The sequence below is a fragment of the Rhodococcus koreensis genome, assembly GCF_017068375.1.
GTDB classification, from domain to species: domain Bacteria; phylum Actinomycetota; class Actinomycetes; order Mycobacteriales; family Mycobacteriaceae; genus Rhodococcus_F; species Rhodococcus_F koreensis.
On sequence record NZ_CP070609.1, the window covers coordinates 8,668,634 to 8,693,776 of the forward strand.

A 25,143-nucleotide genomic window follows, 5' to 3' on the forward strand; every position below is an offset into this window, starting at 1 on the left:
CGGGTGTCGTGCAGTAACTGACCAGGGGTTCTGTCGATCGTCGATAGTGAACAGCCCTGACGAGCTGTGCTGATCCGATTCATCTGCCGTCACAACGGACGAACCGATGAAATGCGCCGTCGATCCTTGCCTTACAACGGACAATCCGGTCTCCTCTCAGCGATTTCACAGCACCCGCGTCATACCATCAGGCGGGTTCTCTGTGTCGTTGTAGCCGTATTTGCGGTGCTGACCGAGCTTGAAAGGGTAAGCGCTGCAGCGGTGTAGGTTGACGGGCAACCGAATGGCCCTGATCGGGCAAACCTGCTATCGGAGACATCGATGATCAATGTGCTGATGATGTTGCTTCTCTTGCTTGCGGCCGTCGGAGGAACGGCTGTCGTTCAACGCCTCTTCGACAACCGGTGAAATCGTCGCTCACACCGGCGACTCGACCTGTCTGCGGTGACCGCACCCCCTGTCCGGGCGCCCACCCAAAACTGGCCGACGCGACTACCGTCGCGTCGGCCAGCTGTTGTCGTTCTCTTTTCCGTCCCAGGACCACGGGTCACTGGGCGGCGAGGCGCTTAGTTGAGCTTCTGCGGCACACCGTACGTCGTGACGGTGTCACCACTGGAAGTCACGGCGGTGGCGTACGGCCGGATGGTGACCGCACCGAGCGCGCCGGAGATGGAGCCGTGAACTCCCTGCATCCGCACCGACGCCGCCGGACCGTCGAACGACTGGTTCTCCAGCAGCGGGACGGTGGTGATGCCGCCCGGCGCCAGGTCGATGTCGAGTTCCTGCGATGGGATGATGTCACCGGCGAGTCCGACGTTGGTGCCCGCGTTCAGGCTCAGTGATGGATCGGGGAGGATCCCCAGGTTGATCCCGTTGCTCGAACCGATCACAAACCCCAGCCCGGGTGAATTGAGGACGATGGTCGCCCCGCTCAACGCGATCGGATAACCGATCTGGTAACCGACGGTGAGCTTGGTGCCCTTGAACTCCGCCGCGTTCGGGCCGGTGATATTCACCCCGGCGTAACCGTTGTGGAAGAACTCGACACTGGTGGGAACACCGTCCAGCGGCGGGACCACTTGATACTGGGTATCACCCTGCAGGACTTCGACCCGATTGCCTCTCGCGTCGACGACGGAGCTGGAATTGTCGACGCCGGCCGAGGCGGTTCCGTTCCCCATAACTATGGCGAGCACGGCAATTCCTGCGACTGCGGCTGCGCGGGTGAAGGCTCTGTATCCAGAGCGAGATGTGCTGATGTCCGTCATACCGACCCCATTCAGAGTGCTTCAAATCAGAGATGAAGAAGTATGCGAAGCGTAACCACAGGGGGCGCAGAGAATCTCAGTATTGATCAGAAGTTCACGACCTCGCTTCCTGCGCCCGACGGTGGCACGGCGTGCGGACCGTTGATCGAACAAGATGTTGATAGGCAACGGAATTCGGTCCTATCGGAACAATGCCCGATATCGGACATCGGCGGCAACCACCCGCACAAGGGCACAGTGCGCATGGTCCGGGCACACGCGGATCCGACTCACCTCAACCGCTCGCACCCAGGGTGCGGCGAAGGACAGCGCGGCTTGTATAGGTGTCCACGCGAGCTGAGGAAGCGTAGGCCTTCGTTGCTGAAGGAACGCTGAGAATCGGACTGGGCTGAAAATTGCATCTCAGCGTGAAAGGCGCCCGATGGGACTCGACTCATGCGTGTTCCGCCGCAACCGATACGGCGGCACACGCGGGACCCTCAGCGCCACCCGTGGAGCCCGCGCCGCACACCATCGACGTTCATCGCACACCCCTATAATGCGGCCGTGGATCGACGCCAATTTCTCATTCTCGCCGCGGCAACCGTTGCCGGCGCGGCCGGGTGCAGCATCAGCAGCGCAGAAACCCCGGGTACCGCCGTGCCCGACCCCACCGATCCGGGCATTGCACCCACGCCGGCAGCATCCCCGCCACCGACGGCACTTCCACCACCGCCCCCGGCGTCCCGTATCCCGTTGCCCGGCGGGGGCACCTTGACGGCGTTGCCCGGCAAGGGCGACCTCCTCGCGCTCACCGTCGACGACGGCGTCAGCAGCGACGTGGTCCGGCTCTACACCCAGTTCGCGAAGGACACCGGGGTCCGTCTCACCTACTTCGTCAACGGCCAATACGACTCGTGGACCGACAACGCCACTCTCCTGCGGCCACTCGTCGACAGCGGTCAGATCCAGCTGGGCAACCACACCTGGTCCCACCCGGACCTGACGACCGTGTCGAAGAGTCGGATCTCCGACGAACTGACCAAGAACCACAAATTCCTGAAAACGACGTACGGCGTCGACGCCGCACCCTACTTCCGGCCGCCGTACGGAAAACACAATGCCGCCGTTGATTCCGTGGCCGCCGACCTCGGCTACACGGTGCCGACGCTGTGGTACGGCTCGTTGTCGGATTCCTCGCTGATCACCGAGGACTACATCGTGAAGATGGCCAACCAGTACTTCACCCCGCAGGCGATCGTCATCGGGCATCTCAACTATCTGCCGGTCACCCACGTCTACCCGCAACTCGTCGAGATCATCCGGAGCCGAAACCTGCGCACCGTCACCCTCAACGACGTATTCATCAAGCCGTAAGCCCGGGATCCGCCCCATTCCGCGATCCAGGACCCAGATCCCGGCACCGCGGCGGGCACTGCTCTCCCCACACCGCGGCCGGCGCCAACCCACCGGCACCTGCGCGTTGCAGTCCAGGTCTGGGGTGCGCGCCCGGCGTCCGATGCGACGGTGGTCAGGACGTCAGCCCCAGCCGGGTGGCCAGCCAGTCCATCTCAGTGGAGAGTGCGGCCGACCACACGGCGAAGTTGTGGCCGCCGCGAACCTCCGCGTAGGTCACGTCCATCCCCGCCAGCCGGGCGGCGTCACAGGCTTTGCGGATCGACGGTTTGAGCTCCTCGTCGTCGCTACCGACTACGAAGACACCGGCCGAGTCGGGATAGCGGTGTTCGGCGAGCAGATCGAGGGGATTGACCCGAGTGAACGCGGCCTGGTTGCCGCCGAACGCGGCGTCGAGGGTGCGTTGATGATCACCGAGGGTGGGTTCGGGGTCCCCGGAGAGGTCCAGGAACGTCGGATACGTCTGGGGGTAATTGGTGGCCATCTGCAGCGCGCAGGTTCCGCCCAGCGACAGTCCGCCGATGGCCCATGCGCCCGGGTCGGGGTCGACCTGAATATGAGCTTTGATCCACGCCGGCACGTCCTCGGCGAGGTAGGTTGCGGCATGGCCGAGTGGGGAATCGACGCAGAGCGGGTTGTCCCAGGTCGATCCGGTTGCGTCGGCGACCACCACGACTGGTCCGAGCCCCCCGTGGTCGCGGGCGAAGTTGACCATGGTGGTACCGAGCCTGCCTCCGGTGAGCCAGTCTTTCGGTTGGCCGGGTTGACCGGCCAGCAACACGAGAACCGGGAACTGCGGTCGCGGTTCGGTGAAATAGGCGGGCGGAAGATAAATTTCGGCGCGGCGAGCGTGGAACCCGGAATGGTCCCCGGGTATGTTCACCGAGGTGATCTTGCCCGCCCGCGGCATGTCCGCCGGTGGCGTCCACACGGATTCGAGGGGCAGGCCCGCGATCGGTGTCGGTGTGAGCGGGGGAACTGCCTGGAAGTCGATGCGGGTCACATGCTCGAACCCCAGGGCTGCGCCGACCGTGGGATAGGCCGCGAAGAAAAGATTGATCTGTACGGCGCAGGCCACGACCACCGCGGCGGCGGCCGCCACCGACACCGCCGCCGCCCATACACGGCGGGGGGCGATGAGGATGCGGGGGACCAGCAACGTCACCGCCCACAGGGCGAGGGCCGTCCACAGGTAGACGGTGAGGGGTATCGGGTCGGGAAGTGGACGCCACACCCGCTCCACCCAGAACCAGAGGCAACCGGTGAGTACGCCTGCCCCGGCTGCGCACAGCGGTATCGCCCGGCGCCGAAACCACCCCGCCCGCCCGGTCAGTAACCACACACCGCCCGCCGCGCCCATGGCGGCGACCACGAGCGGGATCGGCCCCGACAGCAACGACAGATCGGTCAATGTGTGCTCCTGCAGAATGTCTGAAGTTCCTGAGATCTCGCTACCAACCGTTCTACTACGGGTCGTAGCCCCCACCGTCCCGGACCGCTTTTCCGCCAATGGTGTGAGGACACCCGGGACGGTCGCGGGGGTGCCGTCGACCTGTGGCGTTCCTGAGAATTCGGATTCGGCTGTGAGGGCCCGGCCTACGATGAAGGTGGACCGAGCCTCGATCTGCCCTCGAACCGCCACCGCGGATCCCGGACATCCACGCGACGGTCACGATTACGCCAGGACGACATCGGTCGAGAGGTGCCCTCTCTGACGGTTTCATGGCCGCCCCGAACTGTGGGGACTGACCATCATGAACATGAACACGACCGTCAAGAGGGGCTCACGCCTGCTCGCAGCAATCGTGGTGGCCGCCACGCTCGCCGCGCTGGCAGCGGGAGCGGCATCGGCCGACGCGACGATGACCGCAGTCGGCGGACCGGGCAAGGTGACGGTGACCGCCAAGGGCGACAACACCGCGCGAGACTGTGACGTCGGCGTGCTGGATCAATCGAAAAGGTCAATCGCTTCGCAAGAGGCCAGTCTGGCGCCGAATAAGACTCACACTGTGACGCTCACCAGCCTTCCTGCAGGAAGCTCCTACACCGTCGTCATGCGCTGCGGTGGCCAGAAAGAGACTGGGGTCGAAGGCGTCGCAGTCCGCCCTGCGCCCGATCCGCATTGAACCGAGATACCGTCAGCGAGGTTGGGGGGCATGGATTTCTTCGCGGCGAGGGGTCGACCAAGAGCGGGTCGGGCGATATTGATCGGTTGATCGTTGAAAAGGCCTTATTCGACGATATCGGAGCCAGCAAATCCTAATCCGAAAATGAGGTGACCTTGCTCGTGGTGCCGGCACGCGGGTTGTCCCGGCGGAGCGCAGCGGAGCCGGGAAGGTCGTGGTGGTGTTGTTGTGCGGGTCAGGCGGCCGGGGTGAGGGTGACGGTGTAGCCGAGGGCTTCGAGTTGACGGATGTGGTTGCGTTTCTTGGTGTCCGGGTTGATATGGCGGGTGTAGTGGTCGGGGCCGAGGTCGTGGAAGGTGGTGTGGTCGTCGGAGAACAGGTGCCAGACGATGACCAGGATGGAGCGACCGACGGCGACGATGGCCCGTTTCTTACCGCGTCGTCTGGCGATGCGCCGGTACCGGGCGCCGAGGAAGGTGTCGGTGCGGCCGGCCACGACGGCGACCTCACCGAGGGCCCGGGCGAGGTAGCGGTTGCCGTGCCCGGTGGCACCGTTGCCCTTGGACTTGCCGGCCGAGGAGCTGATTCCGGGCGAGAATTTCGCCCACGAACACAGGTGCCCAGCGGTCGGGAACCGGGACATGTCCACCCCCACCTCGGCGAGAATGGCGGCGGCGGCGACGGGACCGATGCCGGGGATCTCATCCAGGCGTGCCGCCGCCGATCCGAAAGGGGCCAGCTGCGCCTCGATCTGCTCGTCGACCGCGGCGATGTCGGCGTCGATCGCGTCGATCCGGCCCAGCATCCGGGCCAGCAGGAAGGCATGGTGGTCGTCGAAGTGCCCGTTGAACGCCTCCTCGAGCCGGGCGATCTTCACCCGCATCCTCGACCGCGCCAGCTGGGCGAGGACCTTCGGGTCCCGTTCGCCGGCGATCAACGCGTCCATCATCGCGCGTCCAGATACCCCGAAGATGTCCGAGGCCACGACGGAGAGTTTGATGCAGGCGCTCTCGAGGAGTTTTTCGACCCGGTTCTTCTCTGCCGTGCGCGCCCCGACCAGATCGGTGCGGTAGCGGGTCAGGTCCCGCAGCCGGCGGATCGGCCAGGGCGGCACGAAGCTGGGTCGTAGCATCTGCCGTTCGGCGACCTTGCACAACCAGACAGCGTCGAGGACATCGGTTTTGGGCCTACCGGGCAGGTGTTTGACGTCGCGGGCATTGACCAGCCACGGATCGAGGCCGTGCGCCTCCAGAAGATAGAACACCGGTTTCCAATAATCCGACGTCGCCTCCATCACCACCCGCTCGACACCCAACTCGACCAGATGATTCGCCAGCTCGGTCAACGCCCGGGTCATCGTCGAGTGCGTGGACACCTCCTGCAACCGTTTCTTCCGTCCAGCCTCTGCCGGGATCCGGACGCAGCACACCACCTCCGCCTTGCCGATATCCAGGGCCGCGACCCGGGCGATGATCTGTTCCTCGTCGTGCGATTCCACCAGCATCGTCGTCCTCTCCTCACCGGCGCACACACCGATTGATCAGGCGTGGTCACCCGTGGGGATCACCGGGGTGAAACGGAATCTAATCCTCGTGCTCGACAACGACGGCAACAGTGAAGGGCCCACGGCGTGATCCCCAACGCCCGGCTAGATGACGGCCTCGAAGAACCATAGGGGGACGGCGTCGACGGGCGACCACCACACCATTTTCAGCCTGGAACGGGCGTCCCACCAGGGACAATTTGGCTAGATGATTGATTCCTTGAACGGATCAGTGGTCGTAGGCGATCAATGATCGCTTGGCAGTGGCGCCGATGTTCCAGTTGTGCCAGATGCCGGCGGCCATCGCCAGCACACGCTGGGCGACGCGGGCGAACACCCCGTGCGTGGTACGGCCACCGTGTTCCTCCAGGCCAAGCTGCCCTTTCAACGTGTGGTTGACCGATTCGATCCACTGCCGCACCCCGCCGAGATTCCCGTTCTTGTACGTTTCGTCCTTACGGTCCGGGCGTAGCAGCTTCAGACCCATCGCGGCGGTGGTATCGGCGAACTGTGCGCCGGAAAAGCCTTTGTCGGCGAGCAAGATCTGCCCCGACCGAATCAGGTGATGATCGCGTTCGAGCAGCGCGGTCACCACCTCACGCTCACCGAGCTTCGGATTCGCCAGGCACCACATGATCGGCATCCGTCGCCCGCACAGACCAGATACAGCTTCAGCCCCCAGTAGAAGCGCGAATGGGAAGCGCAATAGCCGTACCCGGCGTGTCCGGCCAGGTCCGATCGCTTCACCGTTTCACGAGACATCCCGCAGGGCACAGGGGTGGCGTCGGTGATCCACAGGTCGTCGAACCAGGATGGTGAGATCCGCGCCAGCGTCTGAATTGCCTTGCACAGCAACCCTCGTGCCGCCCTGACACGTTTGTTGTAGTCCGACTGTCCGGGAATGTAGGGAAACAGGGCACGCAACTCGACGCTGTGGTGGGCGTGCCGGATCCACCGGCGTTCACAATCGAACCCGAGCAGCATCTGTGCCACGGCCAGGGTGAGCAGTTCGGCATCGCTGAGCACGGGCCGCCGACCCCGACCGGTGCGGGGTTCGACGACATGATCGTCGATGAGCACATACAGTTCGGTCAGGAGGGTTTCCAGTTCTTTGGTCACGCTTTGATCTTGGAAACCCTCCGCCTACCACCCCCGCAGTGACACACCTTCAAGGAATCAACCATCTAGCCAAATTGTCCCTGGTGGGACGCCCGTTCCAGGCTGAAAATGGTGTGGTGGTCGCCCGTCGACGCCGTCCCCCTATGGTTCTTCGAGGCCGTCATCTAGCCGGGCGTTGGGGATCACGCCGTGGGCCCTTCACTGTTGCCGTCGTTGTCGAGCACGAGGATTAGATTCCGTTTCACCCCGGTGATCCCCACGGGTGACCACGCCTGATCAATCGGTGTGTGCGCCGGTGAGGAGAGGACGACGATGCTGGTGGAATCGCACGACGAGGAACAGATCATCGCCCGGGTCGCGGCCCTGGATATCGGCAAGGCGGAGGTGGTGTGCTGCGTCCGGATCCCGGCAGAGGCTGGACGGAAGAAACGGTTGCAGGAGGTGTCCACGCACTCGACGATGACCCGGGCGTTGACCGAGCTGGCGAATCATCTGGTCGAGTTGGGTGTCGAGCGGGTGGTGATGGAGGCGACGTCGGATTATTGGAAACCGGTGTTCTATCTTCTGGAGGCGCACGGCCTCGATCCGTGGCTGGTCAATGCCCGCGACGTCAAACACCTGCCCGGTAGGCCCAAAACCGATGTCCTCGACGCTGTCTGGTTGTGCAAGGTCGCCGAACGGCAGATGCTACGACCCAGCTTCGTGCCGCCCTGGCCGATCCGCCGGCTGCGGGACCTGACCCGCTACCGCACCGATCTGGTCGGGGCGCGCACGGCAGAGAAGAACCGGGTCGAAAAACTCCTCGAGAGCGCCTGCATCAAACTCTCCGTCGTGGCCTCGGACATCTTCGGGGTATCTGGACGCGCGATGATGGACGCGTTGATCGCCGGCGAACGGGACCCGAAGGTCCTCGCCCAGCTGGCGCGGTCGAGGATGCGGGTGAAGATCGCCCGGCTCGAGGAGGCGTTCAACGGGCACTTCGACGACCACCATGCCTTCCTGCTGGCCCGGATGCTGGGCCGGATCGACGCGATCGACGCCGACATCGCCGCGGTCGACGAGCAGATCGAGGCGCAGCTGGCCCCTTTCGGATCGGCGGCGGCACGCCTGGATGAGATCCCCGGCATCGGTCCCGTCGCCGCCGCCGCCATTCTCGCCGAGGTGGGGGTGGACATGTCCCGGTTCCCGACCGCTGGGCACCTGTGTTCGTGGGCGAAATTCTCGCCCGGAATCAGCTCCTCGGCCGGCAAGTCCAAGGGCAACGGTGCCACCGGGCACGGCAACCGCTACCTCGCCCGGGCCCTCGGTGAGGTCGCCGTCGTGGCCGGCCGCACCGACACCTTCCTCGGCGCCCGGTACCGGCGCATCGCCAGACGACGCGGTAAGAAACGGGCCATCGTCGCCGTCGGTCGCTCCATCCTGGTCATCGTCTGGCACCTGTTCTCCGACGACCACACCACCTTCCACGACCTCGGCCCCGACCACTACACCCGCCATATCAACCCGGACACCAAGAAACGCAACCACATCCGTCAACTCGAAGCCCTCGGCTACACCGTCACCCTCACCCCGGCCGCCTGACCCGCACAACAACACCACCACGACCTTCCCGGCTCCGCTGCGCTCCGCCGGGACAACCCGCGTGCCGGCACCACGAGCAAGGTCACCTCATTTTCGGATTAGGCGAATCGCGCAGCCGTGCAGGTATCGCAGTGAGAGAGCTGCACCGTCCGAGAAGCGCCCGCCCTTGTCCGACCACAGCCAGGCTCACCGCAACGCTGACGAGCCACCCGCGGATCAAGAATCGGATACCGGTGCGGACGTGGATGTTCGGACCCGCGGTCGCCCTGTTTGATGTTCTGGCGGTATCTAACCGGGTGGCCGAGGTGGGGATCGCCCTCTACGCGCTACTGATGCCGAAGTTGGTGATCCAGCCTGTCGGCGAGGACACCCGAGATGCTGCCCGCCGATGCGTCGGACGTGATGATCGCTGCGGCCTCCGAGACGGTGGCCTCGACCGGGCAGCACGGGCACGATCCCGGTCTCACCGCCGCGGTCGAGCAACGCATACGACGCGGGCCCCGCCATCAGATGCGCCCTGGGTCTGACGCGTGATCGACACACAGAGCTATCACTCCGGTTCAGCGACCCCAGGGCGATCCGGTGCACACTGAGTCGATGGACACCGCCATCTCCTCATGCCTGCGATCCCTTCCGCGGGCAGCGTGGACGTACGTTCGGCGGGCACCCGGGACCTACATCTGGCTGGCGATACTGCTGGTGACATCGGTGGTGATGAAAAACCTGCCGCCGGACGACCTGGCCCGGGTACTGGGCAATCGATCGACCAACTTGCATCATCTTGCCGAGGATCCCGTTCGGGTACTGATCTCGAGTGCCTTCTGGCTCGCCGGCGGCGGATGGATCACCTACTTCATTTCGTTCAACATCTTCCACGTCCCGGCGGAGCGTTGGCTGGGGACACTTCGGTGGTTGTGTGTGGTGGTGATCGGGCACGTCGGCGCGACCTACCTCAGTGAGGGGGTGCTGTACTGGGCCATTCGCCACGGCCACGCCCCCGCGTCGGCGGTCGACACCCTCGATATCGGGGTCAGCTACGGACTGGCCGGGGTGATCGCGGTGTTGACCTACCGCATTGCCCCGCCCTGGCGTTACCTCTACGTCGCAGCTGTGCTGGCGTTCTTCGCCGTCCCGCTTTTCATAGACCTGAACTTCACGGCGATCGGGCACTTCACCGCGGCACTTCTCGGTCTGGGATGCTATCCGCTGGTCCGCTCGCGCAAGGGCACGTGGTCCCCGGTCGAGGCGGTCCGCCGTGTCCGGAGAATGAGGGCGGTCTCGTGAATCCGGATGGATCGCCGCGCGCCGCACGCCGAGTGGAGTGCCGTTTCGACACTGCAGTGCCCTGTTATCCGGTCACCGACCACGGTGCCGTGGGTGTGTGGATCGCAGCGGTCCGCGTGTTCAGGGAAGGCGTTGGTGGAGAACGAGTGCGGTGCCGGCCGCTGCCGCGATCAGGATGGATCCGAGGATCAGCCATGGACGGCTGGCGTCGCCGAGGTGGGTTTCGTAGCCGATCTGCTGTTGCAGATTCTGGTAGCTGGCTTGCAGTTCGTCCGCGCTGGTCGCGGTGAAGAACGAGCCACCGGACAACTCCGCGATCCGTCGCAGAGACTCGTCGTCGACGGGGACGGGGATGTGGCTGCCGTTGAGGTCGATCGCACCGGCAGTGGTGCCGAAGGAAATGGTGGAGATGGGGACGTTGCGCTCCTTCGCAAGACGGGCCGCGGTGAACGCGCCGCGCGGATCGTTCAGGTCGGCGGGCACGGTCTGCTTGCCGTCGGATTCGAGGACAATCCGTGCCGGCGGCGGCGTGCTGCCTCCGCCGAGTACACCGGCGAGGGTGTCGATCGCCTGGAGGGCGGAGAAGATCGCTTCCCCGGTCGCGGTCCGTTCGGCGAGTTGCAGATGGTCGAGGGCGTTGTCGGTCGCGGTGTGATCGGTGACCGGTGAGACCAGCATCGACGCCGTCCCCGCGAACGCCTCCAGTCCGAGGTTGATGCCGGGGGTGAGGCTGTCCGCGAACGTTTTGGCGCCGGCCTGGGCTGCGGCCAGCCGCGAGGGTGGCACGTCGATCGCGCGCATCGACAGTGACACGTCGATCGCGAGGATCACCGTGGCACGGTTGCGCGGAACCCTGGTCTGCGCCAACGGTCCGGCCAGCGCGACGGTCAGCAGCAGCAGCCCCACCAGCAGCAAAGCCGGTGGGATGTGCCGCGACCAACTGGGCCGGGCCGGTGCGACGGTCTCGAGTAGTTCCAGATTGGTGAACCGCAGAGTGTATTTGTGCCGTAGACGCAGTACCCACACGTAACCGATCGACAGCGCGCCGACCACGGCGGCGAACACCAGCCACCCCGGTGTCGCGAGAGCGGAGAACCTCATGTCTCACCTCCGGCATCTGACACCGCCCGGCGGATCCGGAGGTCATCATCGGCTCGAAAATCTCGCGAACCGACCGACGATCGGCATGGCACCATCATCACCTGCCCACAGTCGGTTGCCGCAACTCGGGCCGAGTGTGGTGAGCGCGGACCCCTTCCGGTGAATCATCCAGCAGCCGGTACGAACCCAGGCTCGGAAGCCGCTTCGAGAGGGCCGGGTGGCACCCGAGAGGCGAACGCCGCCAGCAGTGCGTGCCCCACCGTCAGACAGATCGCCGCGACCAGCACTCCCGCCACCACCCCGGTCAGGGGCACTCCGGCATACAGACGTGCACCGGCGAGAGCGACGACGCCGATCACCACGGCGGCGGCCAGCAGCGTCCGGAGGTTACGGCTGCGGCCGATACCGGCGATCACCGCCGCCATACCCAGCACCGCGGCGGTCCCGGCGAGATTCGCCAGCACCGCGTTCCCGGTGTCGACCGGCTGCCACACCCCGGCAACTGCCCGGCCCGGCCCGAGCACGGTGCTGAGGGCCGCGCCCGCGAACACGGCGGCCATCACCGCACCCAGCATTATCGACGCAGCGGGCGCCGGCCAATCGCGCCGGATCAGGACCATCCCGATCGCCGCGGCCACGGCGATCGCAACCGCCGGGGCGCCGAGCGCGACGCCCACGATCGCAAAGTGATCGAGTCCTGCACTGTGGTGGGCCGCCAGCACGGAGGTGATGGAACGGTCGGCACCGGTCAGCCAACCACCGTCGCGGATGTGAACGCAGACAATGCCCAGCGCCAGGGCCAACGCCGCGGTGCGCAACCCGATCGCCTGCCCGGACCCGGCGACCACCATACCGGCGACGAACACCGCGAGAGCGATCCCGAGGACCGGAAGAGCGATCTCCATCGTCGCGGTCTCGGTCACGACCTCGGTGACCATCTCCTGAACGAGGGGCACAGTGCCGGACACTCTTCCAGTCTGGTGCTCGGGTGCTGTGGAGACGCTGAGAGCGGCTAGCGCAGACGGACTCTCTGTGTTCTGCTCGGGGCCGTCGGGGGAGCGTTGGGCACCCTCGCTCCCTCGGCTCGAAGGATGCACGAAAGTCCATCGCTCACCGCAGAGTATTTTCTCCCGGGGTCAGTCGCGCATGCGGTGGTGCCAGTCGCCTCCCTCGCCGCCGTGCGCGATCAGAACAATCGCGGCGATCGCGTAGAGGACGATCGCCAGCAGCAGCAAGCCGCCGAAGATCCACAGCGACAGTTGCCCGAGCTTGCGCACCCGGCGGGAGGCGTACTCGGCGCCGTCGATATCGCCCTCGGCCCAACGGGGGTAGACCTCGAACGCGTGGTGGAAGGCCGAGAACGCCAGCGGCCAGAAGAACAGCAACGAGGCCACCGCCCAGCCGGCATTGCTGATGGGTCTCGCCCGGGCCGATGGGACCGCGGCTGCGTCGGCGGCGGGCACGCTTCGGGTGGGCCGATCGTCCGGCGCAGGTTCGGATGCTGGATTGACCATGGTGACTCCGTATCCGTCATAAGGGCATCCGTCATAAGGAAACCCGTTCCGACGGTACGTCTGCCACGCTGAGGATTGGCTGAGAGCTGCGAACGAGGTACCGGCATCCTCGGGCGGCAGACCGCGGCGGTGACGGACCCGCAGTCACACTTCCTGCCCCGGCCTGTCCCAGCAGGGACGGAAGGTTTCTCTGCGGCCGCAACACCATCGGTGTCGGGTTGCGGCTGAGGAACGTCCCTTGGCCGGGCGCTTCCTCGTGCCGAAATTCGCCCTCCCGGGCTGGCCGGGTGTGATCGTCGTCCCGCTCTCAGCGGCTCCACAGCGGCCGACTCTGATACTGCGGGTGTGAGTGAAGTAGTACAGCCCGCTGTGTCATTGGCGTCCGCGCACGATGCATCGGTTCGTGCCAACCTGGTCGGCCGGGCCCACGAGGTGGTTGCCGACATCCATCAGGGCGGAGCCGCGACGCTCGTGCTGGTCGTGGTGGCCGGGGGTGCGGCGATCTTCCTGGGTGCGTCGGTCTGGCGGAGCCTACAAGGTGATCGCCGGGGTCAGGCCGCGGCGGCGATCGCCATGCAGTGCACCGGATTGGCGGCGGTGCTTGTCGCGTTGGCCTATCAGGTCAGGGCTGGGGGCTGGTTGACCGGTGCGGACCCGGCAGTCCTGGGCTGGTTCACCGGGCACCGATCGGACTGGGTGACCGGACCGGCCATCGCGGTGACCGATGCCGGCGGGCCGGCGGGCACCATCATCCTCGCCGTCGCCATCGGCGCGGTGCTGTCCCGGCGGGCCCGCTCACCGATCCCCGCGCTGATTCTCATCGGGACCGCCGGTGCGGCGGCACTGGCCTCCACCGTGACGAAATCTGTCGTCGGGCGCGCTCGCCCCCCGATCGTGTCCCAGGTGTTGCTCGAGACGGACCATTCGTTTCCGTCCGGGCATGCCACCGGGGCCATGGTGCTGTTCACGATGGCCGCCTTAATGTTCGGGTACGGTCTGCCGCCGGCCCGTCGTGCCCTGTTGCTGGTGCTGGCTGCGGCGGTGACCGTGGTGGTGTCGGTGACGCGGCTGTACCTCGGTGAACACTGGCTCAGTGATGTGGTCGGCGGGATGCTCCTCGGTGGCCTCGCCGCGGTGATCGGCGGGGCGCTCTACACGACCTGGATGGACCGAACCCGCGCCCGGGGAGCTGCGAGTCCGGACGAGAACTACACGCACTCGGGTCGCAGCGACCCGACGACGATGGGATACGCGGCATGAATGTGGCACTGGGACTTGGCTTACTGGACGCTCCGACGCTGCTGGGCACCCTGGGGTTGCTCGGTGTCCTCGGCGCCGTGGTCATCGAAACCGGTCTGCTCGTCGGCTTCTTCCTGCCAGGGGACTCGCTGCTGTTCACGGCCGGTGTCTTCGCCGCCCAGCCGCATCCGTTCGCACCTTTGTGGGTGCTGCTGCTCACCATCCCGGCCGCGGCGATCGTCGGTGACCAACTCGGGTTTCTGATCGGCCGGCGGGCCGGGGACACGGTGTTTCATCGGCCCAGCGCCAAGCGCATCGGCCCGAAACAACTCGAGCAGTCGCAGCGGTTCTTCGACCGCTACGGGCCGCGCACGATCCTGTTGGCCCGCTTCGTTCCCGTCGCCCGCACGATCGCACCGGTGATGGCCGGCGCGTCCGGGATGCGGTACCGCACCTTCGCCGTCTACAACGTCATCGGCGGCATTGCCTGGGGTGTCGGGGTGCCGGTCCTGGGTTATCTGCTCGGCGGAATCGCATTCGTACGCGGTCACATCGAGGTGATTCTGATCGCCGTCGTGCTGGTGTCGATTCTGCCGCTGGTGATCAACGGACTGCGGGCCCGGCGTCGAGGACAGGGCGCGGTCCTTCAACCGGACAGCATCCCGACGCCCACCGGCGATGCGGGCCAGTGCGCCCGTCCCGGCGCACCATTCACCCGATGACCTTGGCCAGCCGATGACCTTGACGGTCACCGAAGACATTCCCGACCACCTCGTTCCCGAACCGACCTCGTTCCCCACCGAACTCGTCCTCGGCCTGCCCGGAGACAAGTGTCGGCGGGTGCGCTCCGCACGGATTGGAGACCTATAAAGAAGCTGCCACAGGTGACCGCGGTCTTCTGGATCATGAAGATTGCCGCCACCACCCTGGGCGAGACCGGCGGCGACCTGATCGCCCAAACCCTCAACGTCGGGTACGCCGTCTCCTCGGTGCTGTTCATCGCCCTGTTCCTCGTCAGCCTGATCACGCAGATGAAAGCGAAGAAATTCCATCCCGCGCTCTACTGGACCGTGATCGTCTCCACCAGCACCGCGGGCACCACCATGTCCGACTTCCTCAACCGGTCCGCCGGCCTCGGCTACGCCAAGGGCGCCCTCCTGCTGATCACCTGCTTGGCCTGTGTGTTCGTGATCTGGATCCGGTGCGGAGAAACGTTCGACGTCGAACAGATCACCACCTTCCGCGGTGAGCTGCTCTACTGGATCGCGATCTTGTTCTCCAACACCCTCGGTACCTCGCTCGGGGATTTTCTCGCCGACAGTTCCGGTCTCGGCTTCGCCGGCGGGGCCGCACTGATCGGTGTGCTGATGGCCCTGATCCTGGTGGCGCACTACTTCACCCGGATCAGGGGCACCGTGTTGTTCTGGGCTGCGTTCGTGCTCACCCGCCCGCTGGGGGCCACAGTGGGAGACCTGTTCAGCAAGCCGAACGACAAGGGCGGTCTCGAGCTCGGCACCGTCGGATCGTCGGCGGTCCTGGCTGCGATCCTGCTGGCACTGATCGTCTACACCCACCTGCGCCACCAGCAGAACGCAGCCGAGCGGGAACCCGTACACCAACCTTCCTGACCGCCTGAGCGCCCATCCGAATGTGAGGGGTTCCGCGATGTCGTCCACCTCACCGTCAACGGGGAAACACCAGAAAACCCCGGCCGGAATGAGAATCCACCTCCGAGAACCCGCCTCGATCGGCGGTCGATCTCGGTGCAGCGGCCGGACCGGGGAGCGGGAGGTAGCAGCACGAGATGGAAGGTGACAGCGTGAGCCACTGCTCAATGGCCTGCCTACTCGGGGGATGCACCCCAGTCGGTGAGGACGCGGGCGGCGATCGCCCGCATTCCGGCGGTGGTGGGGTGCAACGACTGGGCGAAAGACTGTGGGAGCAGGCCTTCGAACCATCGCTGATCGGGTCCGGCGCAGGCATCGTGTCCGATGGCGGCGGTCGCAACGTCCACGAACCGGGCGCCGGTGGCAGTGGCCGCGGCGGCGAGAACCTGATTCATCCTCACGAAGAAGCCCGAGATCCAGGCTGCGTCGGCGTCGCTGGTGGGAATGTTCGGCCAGCAACCGTGGGCTCCGAAGATCCCGCCGTGACCGACGAGCAGCACCCGGGCAGTCGTCGCACGTTGCTCGATGGCGGCCAGTGCCGCGGACACCTTCGGCTCCAGCGCGGCGAGTGCGGAAGTCATTCCACCGATGGTCTCCGGGTCGGTGCGACAGTGCGCGTCGGCGGCTGGGACGGTGGTGTAACACGGTGCCACCAGGGACTGCCACGCGATGTCGTTGCCGCCGATACTGACTGTGACGAGCGTGGTGTCAGGTCGCAGGGCATCGATCTGCGGTGGTACCGCACCGGTGACGGTGGATTGGGACTCGGTGGTGAGAGTCTCGGTTGTCGCGCCCGAACAGGACACGTTGGTGAAGGAATCGGCGTGCAGCGCCCCGGCCACAACCCCCGGATATCCCTCGACCGACCGGAAGCAACCGTCGTGCAGCGAGATCGGCGCCAGGTAGGGGCCCGCGGCGCGGGAATCGCCCATGGCGACGTAGCGGATCGTCGAATCCGGCACCGGGTCGGACCACAGGACGGCGAGCGCGGCCATGCCCCCCCACCAGAGCCGTCCGCATGGTCCGCGCCAAAATCAGTGTCCAATCCTGACGTGGCGGCGTTCCCACACCGTCAGTGTCTGCCCGCGCCGCTGTGATGACGCTGAGAGGAGCGCCGACCCATCTGGTGTCCGCCGCTGCGTCGGTTGTCGTCGGCCTCCCGGAAGGACCGGATGGCGGATGATGGCCGCATGAGATCCGTACCCGAGTGGCTCAGACCGTCGCTGTGGGGGCTGGCGATCCGATCCGCACTGGTCGCCGGTGCGGTCGTGACCATCGCCCTGGGGCTCGGGGCGGCGGCGTTGCTGTTCGTACTGGACCGGTCCCTGCTCTCCGCCCTCGACGACGCCGCAACCGCCCGAGCCCAGGACATCACCACCAGCCTGCGGTCGGACTCACCCGCAGACCTCGACAGTCAGCTCCTCGACACCACACAACGCATCACGCTCGTTCAGGTCGTCGACCGGGCCGGACAGGTGGTGCGGACATCGGACACCGACCCCGGAACTCCGGCGACCGATGTGCGGCCACCTGCCGGTGGTCCGCCGGTGCCGGGACTGACCGGGCGGGCCGAACCCGGTGCGGATCTGCGGATCACCGTGCAGGGCGCCCGCGGCGTCGGAGGTGAATACACCGTCCTGGTCGGAGCGAGCGAGGAACCGGTGGAAGCCACCCTCGCCACGGTGGGTGGGCTGCTCGCCCTCGGTGGCCCGGTCATCGCCCTCGTCGCCGCAGTGGTGACCTACAAACTGGTACGGCGCTCCCTGCGGTCGGTCGAACAAATCCGCACCCAGGTCGCCACGATTTCGAGTACCGACCTCGGTGAACGGATTCCGGTGCCCGCGCCCCGGGACGAGATCGCGGCGCTGGCGCGGACCATGAACGACATGCTCGCCCGACTCGAGGCCGGCCACGCCGCGCAACGCCGATTCGTCGGCGACGCATCACACGAGCTGCGCAGCCCACTGGCCACCGTCACCATGGCCTTGGAACTGGCCGACGGCCGACCAGAATTACTCGACCGCGAACTGGTAAGGGACACGCTGCTGCCCGAGGTCACCCGGATGCACCTGCTGGTCGACGATCTGCTGCTCCTTGCCCGCGCCGACGAGCGCGGCTTGCCGCTGCGGCTCGGTGACGTGGACCTCGACGACGTGGTGGACACCGAAGTCCACCGCGCCCGAGGCGAGACCGGTAAAACGGTCACCGCATCACTGGCTCCCGTGCGGATCCGCGGCGACCTCACTCAACTCGAGCGTGTGATGCGCAACCTCATCGACAACGCCGTCCGGTTCGCCGCACATGCTGTGCACGTGGAGGTCTCGCTGCGCGGGAACACCGCGCAGATCACGGTGTCCGACGACGGGCCGGGCATCCCGCAGCCCGACCGGGCCCGGGTCTTCGAACGGTTCGTGCGACTGGACAACGCCCGTGAACGCGACCGCGGCGGTTCCGGACTCGGCTTGGCCATCGTCGCGGAAATCGTGTCCGCCCACCGAGGTTCGGTGCGGATCGGTGAGAGTGCGCAGGGCGGGGTGCAGGTCGTGGTCACCCTTCCGGTGACTCCGGTGACTCCGGTGTCTCCGGCCGAGTCGTGAGCCGATATCCGACGCCGCGGACCGTGTCGATGGTGTGCGCGCCGAAGGGGGCGTCGATCTTCCGGCGGAGATACCCGACGTACACCTCGACGATATTTTCGTCGCCGTCGTTAGTGCGCGTCCCACACGTTACGCAGAATTTCGCCCTTCGTCAGGGCAGTGTCCGGGTTACGCAACAGGAATTCGAGGACCCCGAATTCCCGGGGAGTCAGGGCCAACTCTTCGTTGCCACGCATGACGCGTCGCCGCGCCGGGTCGAGGCTCAGATCACCGGCGGTGAGTAACACCGGGCGCGCTGGTGCGCCGCGCCAGCGCGCGCAAGCGGGCGACGAGCACCACGAACGAGAACGGTTTGACGAGGTAGTCATCGGCGCCGAGATCGAACGCGTCGGCCTGGTCATACTCGCCGTCCTTGGCGGTCAGCATCAAAATCGGGGTCCAGATTTGCTTGGCGCGAAGTTGACGGACAATCTCATATCCGTTGATTCCCGGCAGCATGATGTCGAGAACGATCACGTCGGAGGTGTCCTCGGTGGCGCGCCACAGACCGTCCTCACCGGTAGCGGCGGTAACCACCACGAACCCCTCGAGTTCGAGGCCGCGGCGAACCATGTTCGCCAACCGCGCTTCGTCCTCGACGACCAGCACCCTCATCAGACTGCCTCTTCCTGCCGCATCCGGTGCTATCGGTTGGCGTTACCGGGCGGAGTCGGTGGTGGTGATGACATCGCTCCACGCGGCCCGGGAACCCGATTCGCCGATTCGGTAGACCTGAACGATGGTTCCTGTGGCCACGACCAGCGCGAGGGCGGCGACGATCAGCGTGAGCGGCCGGGACGGGTCCGTCTTTCGCTCGCGCAGATGGACCGCAGTGAGCGCCAGGGCCACCACGAGGAGAGCGGCGGAGAAGTAGATCATCGTGTCACCCAGCTCGGTGTGGGCGTGCACGGCAGCCGACCGAGCAACGTGCTTCTCGAGCCATTCGCCGGCGTCGGTGGTCAGCGGAGTCACGACGGTGGTCACGGCGGCGAGGACGAGGGTGAGCCAGACGAGTCGGCGCCGGGCGGCGGGCCACACACCGCACACGATGACCAGGATCGCCGTCAATGGAGCCAGGACCACGATGAAATGGACGAGCAGCACGTGGGCGGGCAGGCCGCTGACAGTGGACATGACGCCAGTATTGCGGGGGGCGCTGAGAAAGCGCTGAGGCCGGAGGCACCTGCCGGTGGGGAGTGGCAGGCAGACCCGGGCGGTGCAGGGTTCATGGCGTGATCTCCGCGAGGACGGCGCGGAGGCCGTCGAGGAACGACCGGACGGTGGAGGCGTCGAACAGGTCCGTCGAGTACACGAGTTCGGCAGCGATACCGGCGGGCCGACCGTCGGTGTTGTGGCGTTCGGTGAAATGAAAGTGCAGGTCGCATTTCGCGATATCGAGGGGCCGAGGGGTGATCTCGAAGCGCAACGTCTCGGCAACCAATGTGGCGGGAGTGAAGTTGTTCAGCGACAGCGCGACCTGGAAAAACGGATGCAGCGACGGTGAGCCGGGTGGATCGAGCACCTCGACCAATCGCTCGAACTGCACCTCGGACTGGGCGAGGGCACGCAGTTCCACCTCGCGGGACTGATCGATGATCTCGGCGAAACCCATGTCCGGGTCGAGGCGGGTACGCAGCACGATGGTGTTGACGAACATGCCCACCACGTCGTCGAGCGCGGGATCCCCGCGCCCCGCGACCGGGGTGCCGATGGCGATGTCGTTGTCCCCGCTGAGGCGCGCAAGCAGCATGGCCACCGCCGAACGCAGCGCGGTGAACAGTGAGGTGTGATGGTGGTGGGTGAGGGACAGCAGGGCGCGGTGGGTGCGCTGATCGATCTGAAAGCTTTCGCGTCCTCCGCCGTAGGTCCACTGGCGAGGTCGTGGCCGGTCGGTCGGCAGTGAGAGTTCGCCAAGCCCCGCCAATTCTGTTTTCCAATAGTCGATTTGGCGTGATACGAGGCTCTCGGGGTCGGTCTCGGCGCCGAGGAGTTCGCGCCGCCACACACTGTACTGCGAGTACTGCACCGCGGCGGGTCCCCACATCGGGGCCGCGCCCGCGGCGCGGGCGGTGTACGCGGCGACGAGATCGCGGGCCAGCAACGCCAACGACCAACCGTCCGCCGCGATGTGGTGGATCACGCACGCCAGGACGTGCTCGCGAGGGGTCAGCTCGAACAACCCGGCACGCAGCGGCGGTTGCTCGCGCACATCGAACCCGGTCTCGAGCAGACAAGCTATCGGTTCCCCGGCATCTCGAGCCGAGATCTTCACGGGGGCGAGATCGGGGAGGGCGTCAGCGACGTCAAGGACACACTGGTGCGGCCCGGTGGGGGAGTCGGGGAACACCGTCCGCAACGAGCGGTGCCGCTCGAGAACATCGGCGGTGGCCAGTTGCAGTGCGTCGGTATCGAGTTCCCCGACCACCCTGACGGTGAACGGAATGTTGAACAGCGCGGGTGTGGTGACGGTGCGGTCGATGAACTGTTGCGACGGCGAAAACGGCACGCGATCGGGAACCGTGACGTCACGCACCCGCGGTCGGGGCGGAAGGTCGCCGGTCCGGTGGTGACCGGCGTCGGTGACGACCCGCGCGAGCGCGGCCACGGTGGGCGTGTCGAAGAGGTCCCGCACCCCGAGCGTGCTGCCGTGTTCGGTGTTGATCGCCGCGACCACCCGGGTGGCGGACAGCGAGTCCCCACCGAGGTCGAAGAACGAATCGTCCGCACCCACCGGATGCACTCCCAGTATCAGGGCGAACACGTCGGCGACCATGCGTTCGGCTGCCGTCGCCGGCTCGCGGCGCGAGGCCAGGGAGGAGCCGAACTCGGGCGGAGGAAGGGCGCCGCGGTCGAGTTTTTTGGTCGGCGTCAGCGGAACCGTGTCCAGGACCATGATCGATGCGGGGACCATGTAGTCCGGCAGGAGCCGGGCCGCTTGAGCTTTCAGGGATCCTGGTGTGGCTGCCGCCTCCGGTCGAAGCGTCACGTAGGACACGAGGACTGGGTCACCGGCCGGGTTCCGGTGCACGACGGTGACGGCGAAGGTGACGTCGTCGTGTCGGTGCAGTGCTGCGTTGATCTCGCCGAGTTCGATGCGGAACCCGCGGATCTTGACCTGTGCGTCGGTGCGGCCCAGGAATTCGAGGGTGCACTCGCCGGTCCAACGGACCCAGTCGCCGGTGCGGAACAGTCGGGTTCCGGGTTTACCGAACGGGTTGGCGACGAACCGTGCCCCGGTCAGTGCGGGCCGCTGATGGTAGCCGCGGGCCACCCCCGCGGTGGCGAGATAGAGCTCGCCGACCGCGCCCGGTGGCAGCGGACGTAATCTGCGGTCGAGGACCACGGCGCTGACCCCGCGCATGAGGGATCCGATCGTCACTTTCTGCTGTGGTGTGATCGGGTCGGTCAGGGTGACGCTGCAGGTGGTTTCGGTGGGCCCGTAGGCGTTGCGCATCGTCCGGCCGCCGGCCCAGCGCTGCACCAGCTCCGGCGGGCACACTTCGCCGCCGACCAGGACGAGTTCGAGGTCGTCGAGCCCCGTCGGGTCCACGGTGGCCAACGCGGACGGTGTCGACAACAGGTGGGTGATGTGTTCGGCGCGTAAGAGCGCCGCTAGCTCCTGCCCGCCGTACACCTCGGGCGGGGCCACCACGAGGGTGGCGCCCGAGATGGCTGCAGCGAGGACCTCGACCAGCGCGGTGTCGAAGCTGGGCGAGGCGAAATGCAGGACACGTGAGTGTGCGGTGACCGCGTAGTTGTCGCGGATCTCCTGGGCCAGGTTGGCCAGACCCTGGTGGGTGACGACCACACCCTTGGGCCGGCCGGTGGACCCGGAGGTGTAGATCACGTACGCGGAGTACTCGACCCGCAGCGAACGGACACGATGCTCGTCCGCCACGCCCAGGCCAGGACTATCGCCCCAGGCACTGTCGTCGTCGAGGATCAGCCACCGGACGTGATCGGGCAGATGCCCGATCTCGGCGGTGACGGTGAGCCCGACTGCGGCGCCGCAGTCGCCGAGTGTGTACTCGATCCGCTCGGCCGGATGAGTCGGATCGATCGGAACATACGCGGCGCCGGTCTTCGCGACCGACCACAGTGCCAGGACCGACTCGTACGACCTCGGTACCGCCACCGCAACCAGGTTTTCCGGTCCGATTCCCTGCCCGATCAGGGCCGCGGCGACCTGGTTGGCGCGGCAGTCGAGTTCGGCATAGGACACCGCACGTCCGCGGTCGCGGACCGCGATGGCCTCCGGGTGGGACTCGACTGCCGCGGTGAGAAGCCGATCGAGAGTGATCGGATCACTGTCCGCCAGACCGCTGGCCGGCACGAACTCGTCGCGTTCACCCGCGGCGAAGAGGTCGAGATCGGCGACCGGGAGATCCGCCGCGGTCGCCGCGGTGAACGATGCGAGGAAGGTAGTGAATCGGCGGTGATGGCTGCGCAGCTCGGATGCGTCGTACAGGGCCGGATTCCCCTCGAAATCAATCCGGGGAACCGAATCCGAAAGTCCGGGGTAAATGTTGACCGCCAGATCCGCGGTGGGCCCGGTGGTCAACACCCGCACCCGGCCGGTCACCGCGCCGAGGGTGATCTCCTGCCTGAACAGCATGAGGTTGAGTACCGGTCCGAAATGCGCGAGACCGTTTCCCTCCGAGCCCATCTCCCGCCCAATATCCTCACGGCGATACCGTTGATGGCGCAGTGTTGCCGTCAACGCGGCTCTGGCCATCCCGATCGCGCCGCCCACCGTGGTAGCTCCGATTCCCTCCAGCCGCAGCGGAAGAACATTCGACACCGAACTACCCGCCGCCCGGAGCCGGGCCGAGGTGCGTGCAGAAACGGGCAGTGACAGAACGACATCGTCGGCACCGGTCAACCGGGCGAGATACGCCGCGAAGGCGGCCACGATCAGCGCCGTCGGATTATGACCGGTCCCGGGCGCGAGTCCCCGGGTCGAAGGCTCCAAAGGAAGGGAATCCCCGGCCACCCGAACCGTGGCGCCCGGTGGCGCGGTCTGCGGGCTCAGGCTGACCACGGGGGGAAGCTCGTGCACCTGGTGTTGCCAGTAGTCACGATCCCGACCGAACCGGGGGGAGGACCGATATTCCGCATCCTCCTGCATGATCCGTTCCGGGTCGATCACCGGGCGCTGCGGGGCGTCGATACCGTCGATTGCGGCGACGTACAGTTCGGCCGCCCGGCGCATCGACATCATCGCCGCGTACCCGTCCAGCGCGATGTGGTGGGCGCGCGAATACCAGTAGAAGTGCTCGTCAGCCAGGTGCAGGATGTGCGAGACGATCAGCGACTCGCCGTACATGTCGATGGGCGCTGCGCTCTCGTCCCGCATCCACGCCTGGGCGGCCTCGACGGAGCCGCCCCGAAAGTCGGCAATGGGCACCGGCTTCGCCGGCCTCGTGCCCAGGGCCTGGTGCGGTTGCCCGTCGACGTCGACCAGCCGGATGAATCCGCCGCCGAGTTCGCGCAGCGCTCGCTCGCTCGCCCCGGCCAACAGGTCGAGGTCGACCGGCCCGCGAAGCTCCACATACTGGGCGATGACGTACGGGACGTCGGGGGTGAGTTGCTGGGCGAACCATATGGAGCGCTGCGCCGCCGTCAGAGGGATCACTTGTGCGTGCCCCGGCTCCGGCAGGTTGGTACCGGAGATCACATCCGCCTCGCGATTCTCGTCGCATCCGGTCCGTCACCACGCGCACAGGGCGGTGCCGGGGATGAGGTGTCCTCGACTCGAGGCCATGGGCGGGGAGTCACAGTCTGGGCGCCGGCACCCGCAGGGCCCCTCACTTGACCGCCCGCAGCACGACGAGCTCTTCGCTGCGCTGCCCGGGACCGATCACTCCACGCTGTGCGAGCATGTCCCGGCGGGCCGCGAGAACCGGCCCGAAGGGGACCTCGACCCGCGACACGACATCCACGCGCAGACCCCGTTCTTCGAGCATCGTCTGGGACTTCTCGATCCCACTCAACGCGGACTGCACGAGCAGCAGCACCCCGCCGGCATTAAGAACGTCCGGGACCTGCACGCAGATCCGGTCGAGTACCGCACGGCCGTCGGTGCCCGCATTCCAGGATCGCGCGATCCCGCTGTGCGGCAGCCCTGCAGCCTCGGCGGGGACGTAGGGCGGATTGGACACCACCAGATCGAAACGTTCGCCGCGGACAGGCTCGGTGAGGTCGCCGCGCACCACTCGCACCGAACGACGGTGCAACCGGGCGTTGATCCACGTAGTCGCGAACGCGCGCCGCGACACGTCGACCGCCGTCACCCGCCCAGCACCCTGCTTGGCGGCGCAGACACTGAGCACCCCGCTCCCGGCACACAGATCCAGCACTCGGGAATCGGGCCCGAGAGTCACCTGTTTCAGAGCCCCGACCAACGCCCACGTATCATGCTGCGCGGGGTACACGCCCGGCAGTCGCACCAGCACCGGAGCCTCCCTTTTCGCTGTCCAGACTCCGCTCCAGAGGTCGTTTCGAGCGCCGATGGAACTATACAAACTCCACAACATGCGCTTGACCACCCACGCCGCGGCGTGAGCACCGACACCCTTTGACCTTGGCATTTCGTCGACGACCCTCAACCTGACGCCCAAAGCTCGGCTGTGGTTGCACGTGTCGCGGAAGGTCGGTCTCCAAGAAAACG

Annotated in this window: 18 protein-coding genes and 2 pseudogenes; 8 read left to right on the plus strand and 12 right to left on the minus strand. The window is 66.4% G+C overall.

All coding sequences use genetic code 11. From position 1 onward, the window contains the following. Positions 1-566: 566 nt before the first annotated feature. Positions 567-1,268 carry an MspA family porin gene (locus JWS14_RS39485; protein ID WP_206015643.1) on the minus strand — a complete coding sequence of 234 codons (702 nt, stop codon included), beginning with the start codon at positions 1,266-1,268 and terminating at the stop codon, positions 567-569. 546 nt (positions 1,269-1,814) lie between these two features. Between JWS14_RS39485 and JWS14_RS39490 the strand changes: the two genes are divergently transcribed. Then, positions 1,815-2,624 (plus strand): polysaccharide deacetylase family protein, encoded by an 810-nt coding sequence (locus JWS14_RS39490; protein WP_206015644.1) that lies wholly within the window; start codon positions 1,815-1,817, stop codon positions 2,622-2,624. Between the two features lie 154 nt (positions 2,625-2,778). On the opposite strand, the gene JWS14_RS39495 is transcribed toward JWS14_RS39490, so the two are convergent. Then, positions 2,779-4,023, minus strand: coding sequence for an alpha/beta hydrolase (locus tag JWS14_RS39495; RefSeq protein ID WP_206016286.1), 1,245 nt, complete (start codon positions 4,021-4,023; stop codon positions 2,779-2,781). A 400-nt stretch (positions 4,024-4,423) separates the two neighbouring features. Here JWS14_RS39495 and JWS14_RS39500 point away from each other — a divergent pair, with 400 nt between their 5' ends. After that, positions 4,424-4,789 carry a hypothetical protein gene (locus JWS14_RS39500; RefSeq protein WP_206015646.1) on the plus strand — a complete coding sequence of 122 codons (366 nt, stop codon included), beginning with the start codon at positions 4,424-4,426 and terminating at the stop codon, positions 4,787-4,789. A 235-nt stretch (positions 4,790-5,024) separates the two neighbouring features. Here the strand turns inward: JWS14_RS39500 and JWS14_RS39505 are convergent, their stop codons facing one another. Together JWS14_RS39505 and JWS14_RS39510 are read right to left on the minus strand one after the other, a co-directional pair. Further along, positions 5,025-6,293, minus strand: a complete 1,269-nt coding sequence (locus JWS14_RS39505) for an IS110 family RNA-guided transposase (protein WP_206012884.1) — start codon at positions 6,291-6,293, stop codon at positions 5,025-5,027. 268 nt (positions 6,294-6,561) lie between these two features. Beyond that, positions 6,562-7,451, minus strand: a pseudogene (locus JWS14_RS39510) (IS982 family transposase). A 312-nt stretch (positions 7,452-7,763) separates the two neighbouring features. Here JWS14_RS39510 and JWS14_RS39515 point away from each other — a divergent pair. Continuing rightward, a complete protein-coding gene (locus tag JWS14_RS39515; protein WP_206012884.1) occupies positions 7,764-9,032 on the plus strand; it encodes an IS110 family RNA-guided transposase in 1,269 nt (422 codons plus the stop codon). 597 nt (positions 9,033-9,629) lie between these two features. Next, complete coding sequence (locus JWS14_RS39520) at positions 9,630-10,316, plus strand: rhomboid-like protein (RefSeq protein ID WP_206015647.1); 687 nt, start codon at positions 9,630-9,632, stop codon at positions 10,314-10,316. Positions 10,317-10,436: 120 nt separating this feature from the next. On the opposite strand, the gene JWS14_RS39525 is transcribed toward JWS14_RS39520, so the two are convergent. From JWS14_RS39525 to JWS14_RS39535, 3 genes are all read right to left on the minus strand, one after another. Beyond that, positions 10,437-11,417, minus strand: a complete 981-nt coding sequence (locus JWS14_RS39525; RefSeq protein WP_206015649.1) for a VWA domain-containing protein — start codon at positions 11,415-11,417, stop codon at positions 10,437-10,439. A 164-nt stretch (positions 11,418-11,581) separates the two neighbouring features. Continuing rightward, on the minus strand, positions 11,582-12,385 hold the full coding sequence (locus JWS14_RS39530; protein ID WP_241031601.1) for a hypothetical protein: 804 nt from the start codon (positions 12,383-12,385) through the stop codon (positions 11,582-11,584). A gap of 168 nt (positions 12,386-12,553) precedes the next feature. Continuing rightward, the gene (locus tag JWS14_RS39535) at positions 12,554-12,931 is read right to left on the minus strand and encodes a CD225/dispanin family protein (RefSeq protein ID WP_206015652.1); all 378 of its coding nucleotides are present in this window, start codon (positions 12,929-12,931) and stop codon (positions 12,554-12,556) included. Positions 12,932-13,276: 345 nt separating this feature from the next. Between JWS14_RS39535 and JWS14_RS39540 the strand changes: the two genes are divergently transcribed. The 3 genes from JWS14_RS39540 (at position 13,277) to JWS14_RS39550 (ending at position 15,798) form a co-directional block, all read left to right on the plus strand. Then, positions 13,277-14,191 carry a phosphatase PAP2 family protein gene (locus JWS14_RS39540; RefSeq protein WP_241031602.1) on the plus strand — a complete coding sequence of 305 codons (915 nt, stop codon included), beginning with the start codon at positions 13,277-13,279 and terminating at the stop codon, positions 14,189-14,191. Further along, positions 14,188-14,892, plus strand: a complete 705-nt coding sequence (locus tag JWS14_RS39545) for a DedA family protein (RefSeq protein ID WP_206015653.1) — start codon at positions 14,188-14,190, stop codon at positions 14,890-14,892. The genes JWS14_RS39540 and JWS14_RS39545 overlap by 4 nt, the downstream gene beginning before the upstream one ends. 183 nt (positions 14,893-15,075) lie before the next feature. Beyond that, on the plus strand, positions 15,076-15,798 hold the full coding sequence (locus JWS14_RS39550; protein WP_241031715.1) for a COG4705 family protein: 723 nt from the start codon (positions 15,076-15,078) through the stop codon (positions 15,796-15,798). 215 nt (positions 15,799-16,013) lie between these two features. On the opposite strand, the gene JWS14_RS39555 is transcribed toward JWS14_RS39550, so the two are convergent. After that, positions 16,014-16,832, minus strand: a complete 819-nt coding sequence (locus tag JWS14_RS39555; RefSeq protein WP_206015655.1) for an SGNH/GDSL hydrolase family protein — start codon at positions 16,830-16,832, stop codon at positions 16,014-16,016. 195 nt (positions 16,833-17,027) lie between these two features. On the opposite strand from JWS14_RS39555, the gene JWS14_RS39560 reads away from it, so the two are divergent. Further along, positions 17,028-18,434 carry a sensor histidine kinase gene (locus JWS14_RS39560; RefSeq protein WP_206015656.1) on the plus strand — a complete coding sequence of 469 codons (1,407 nt, stop codon included), beginning with the start codon at positions 17,028-17,030 and terminating at the stop codon, positions 18,432-18,434. Here the strand turns inward: JWS14_RS39560 and JWS14_RS39565 are convergent. The 4 genes and pseudogenes from JWS14_RS39565 to JWS14_RS39580 all read right to left on the minus strand — a co-directional run bounded on the left by JWS14_RS39565 (position 18,385) and on the right by JWS14_RS39580 (position 24,928). Then, positions 18,385-19,088: pseudogene (locus JWS14_RS39565) on the minus strand (response regulator transcription factor). The gene JWS14_RS39560 and the pseudogene JWS14_RS39565 sit on opposite strands and share 50 nt — an antisense overlap. 42 nt (positions 19,089-19,130) lie before the next feature. After that, the gene (locus tag JWS14_RS39570) at positions 19,131-19,607 is read right to left on the minus strand and encodes a DUF2231 domain-containing protein (protein WP_206015657.1); all 477 of its coding nucleotides are present in this window, start codon (positions 19,605-19,607) and stop codon (positions 19,131-19,133) included. A 91-nt stretch (positions 19,608-19,698) separates the two neighbouring features. Then, the gene (locus JWS14_RS39575; protein ID WP_206015658.1) at positions 19,699-24,150 is read right to left on the minus strand and encodes a non-ribosomal peptide synthetase; all 4,452 of its coding nucleotides are present in this window, start codon (positions 24,148-24,150) and stop codon (positions 19,699-19,701) included. Between the two features lie 130 nt (positions 24,151-24,280). Further along, complete coding sequence (locus JWS14_RS39580; protein WP_206015659.1) at positions 24,281-24,928, minus strand: HemK2/MTQ2 family protein methyltransferase; 648 nt, start codon at positions 24,926-24,928, stop codon at positions 24,281-24,283. Positions 24,929-25,143: the final 215 nt, after the last annotated feature.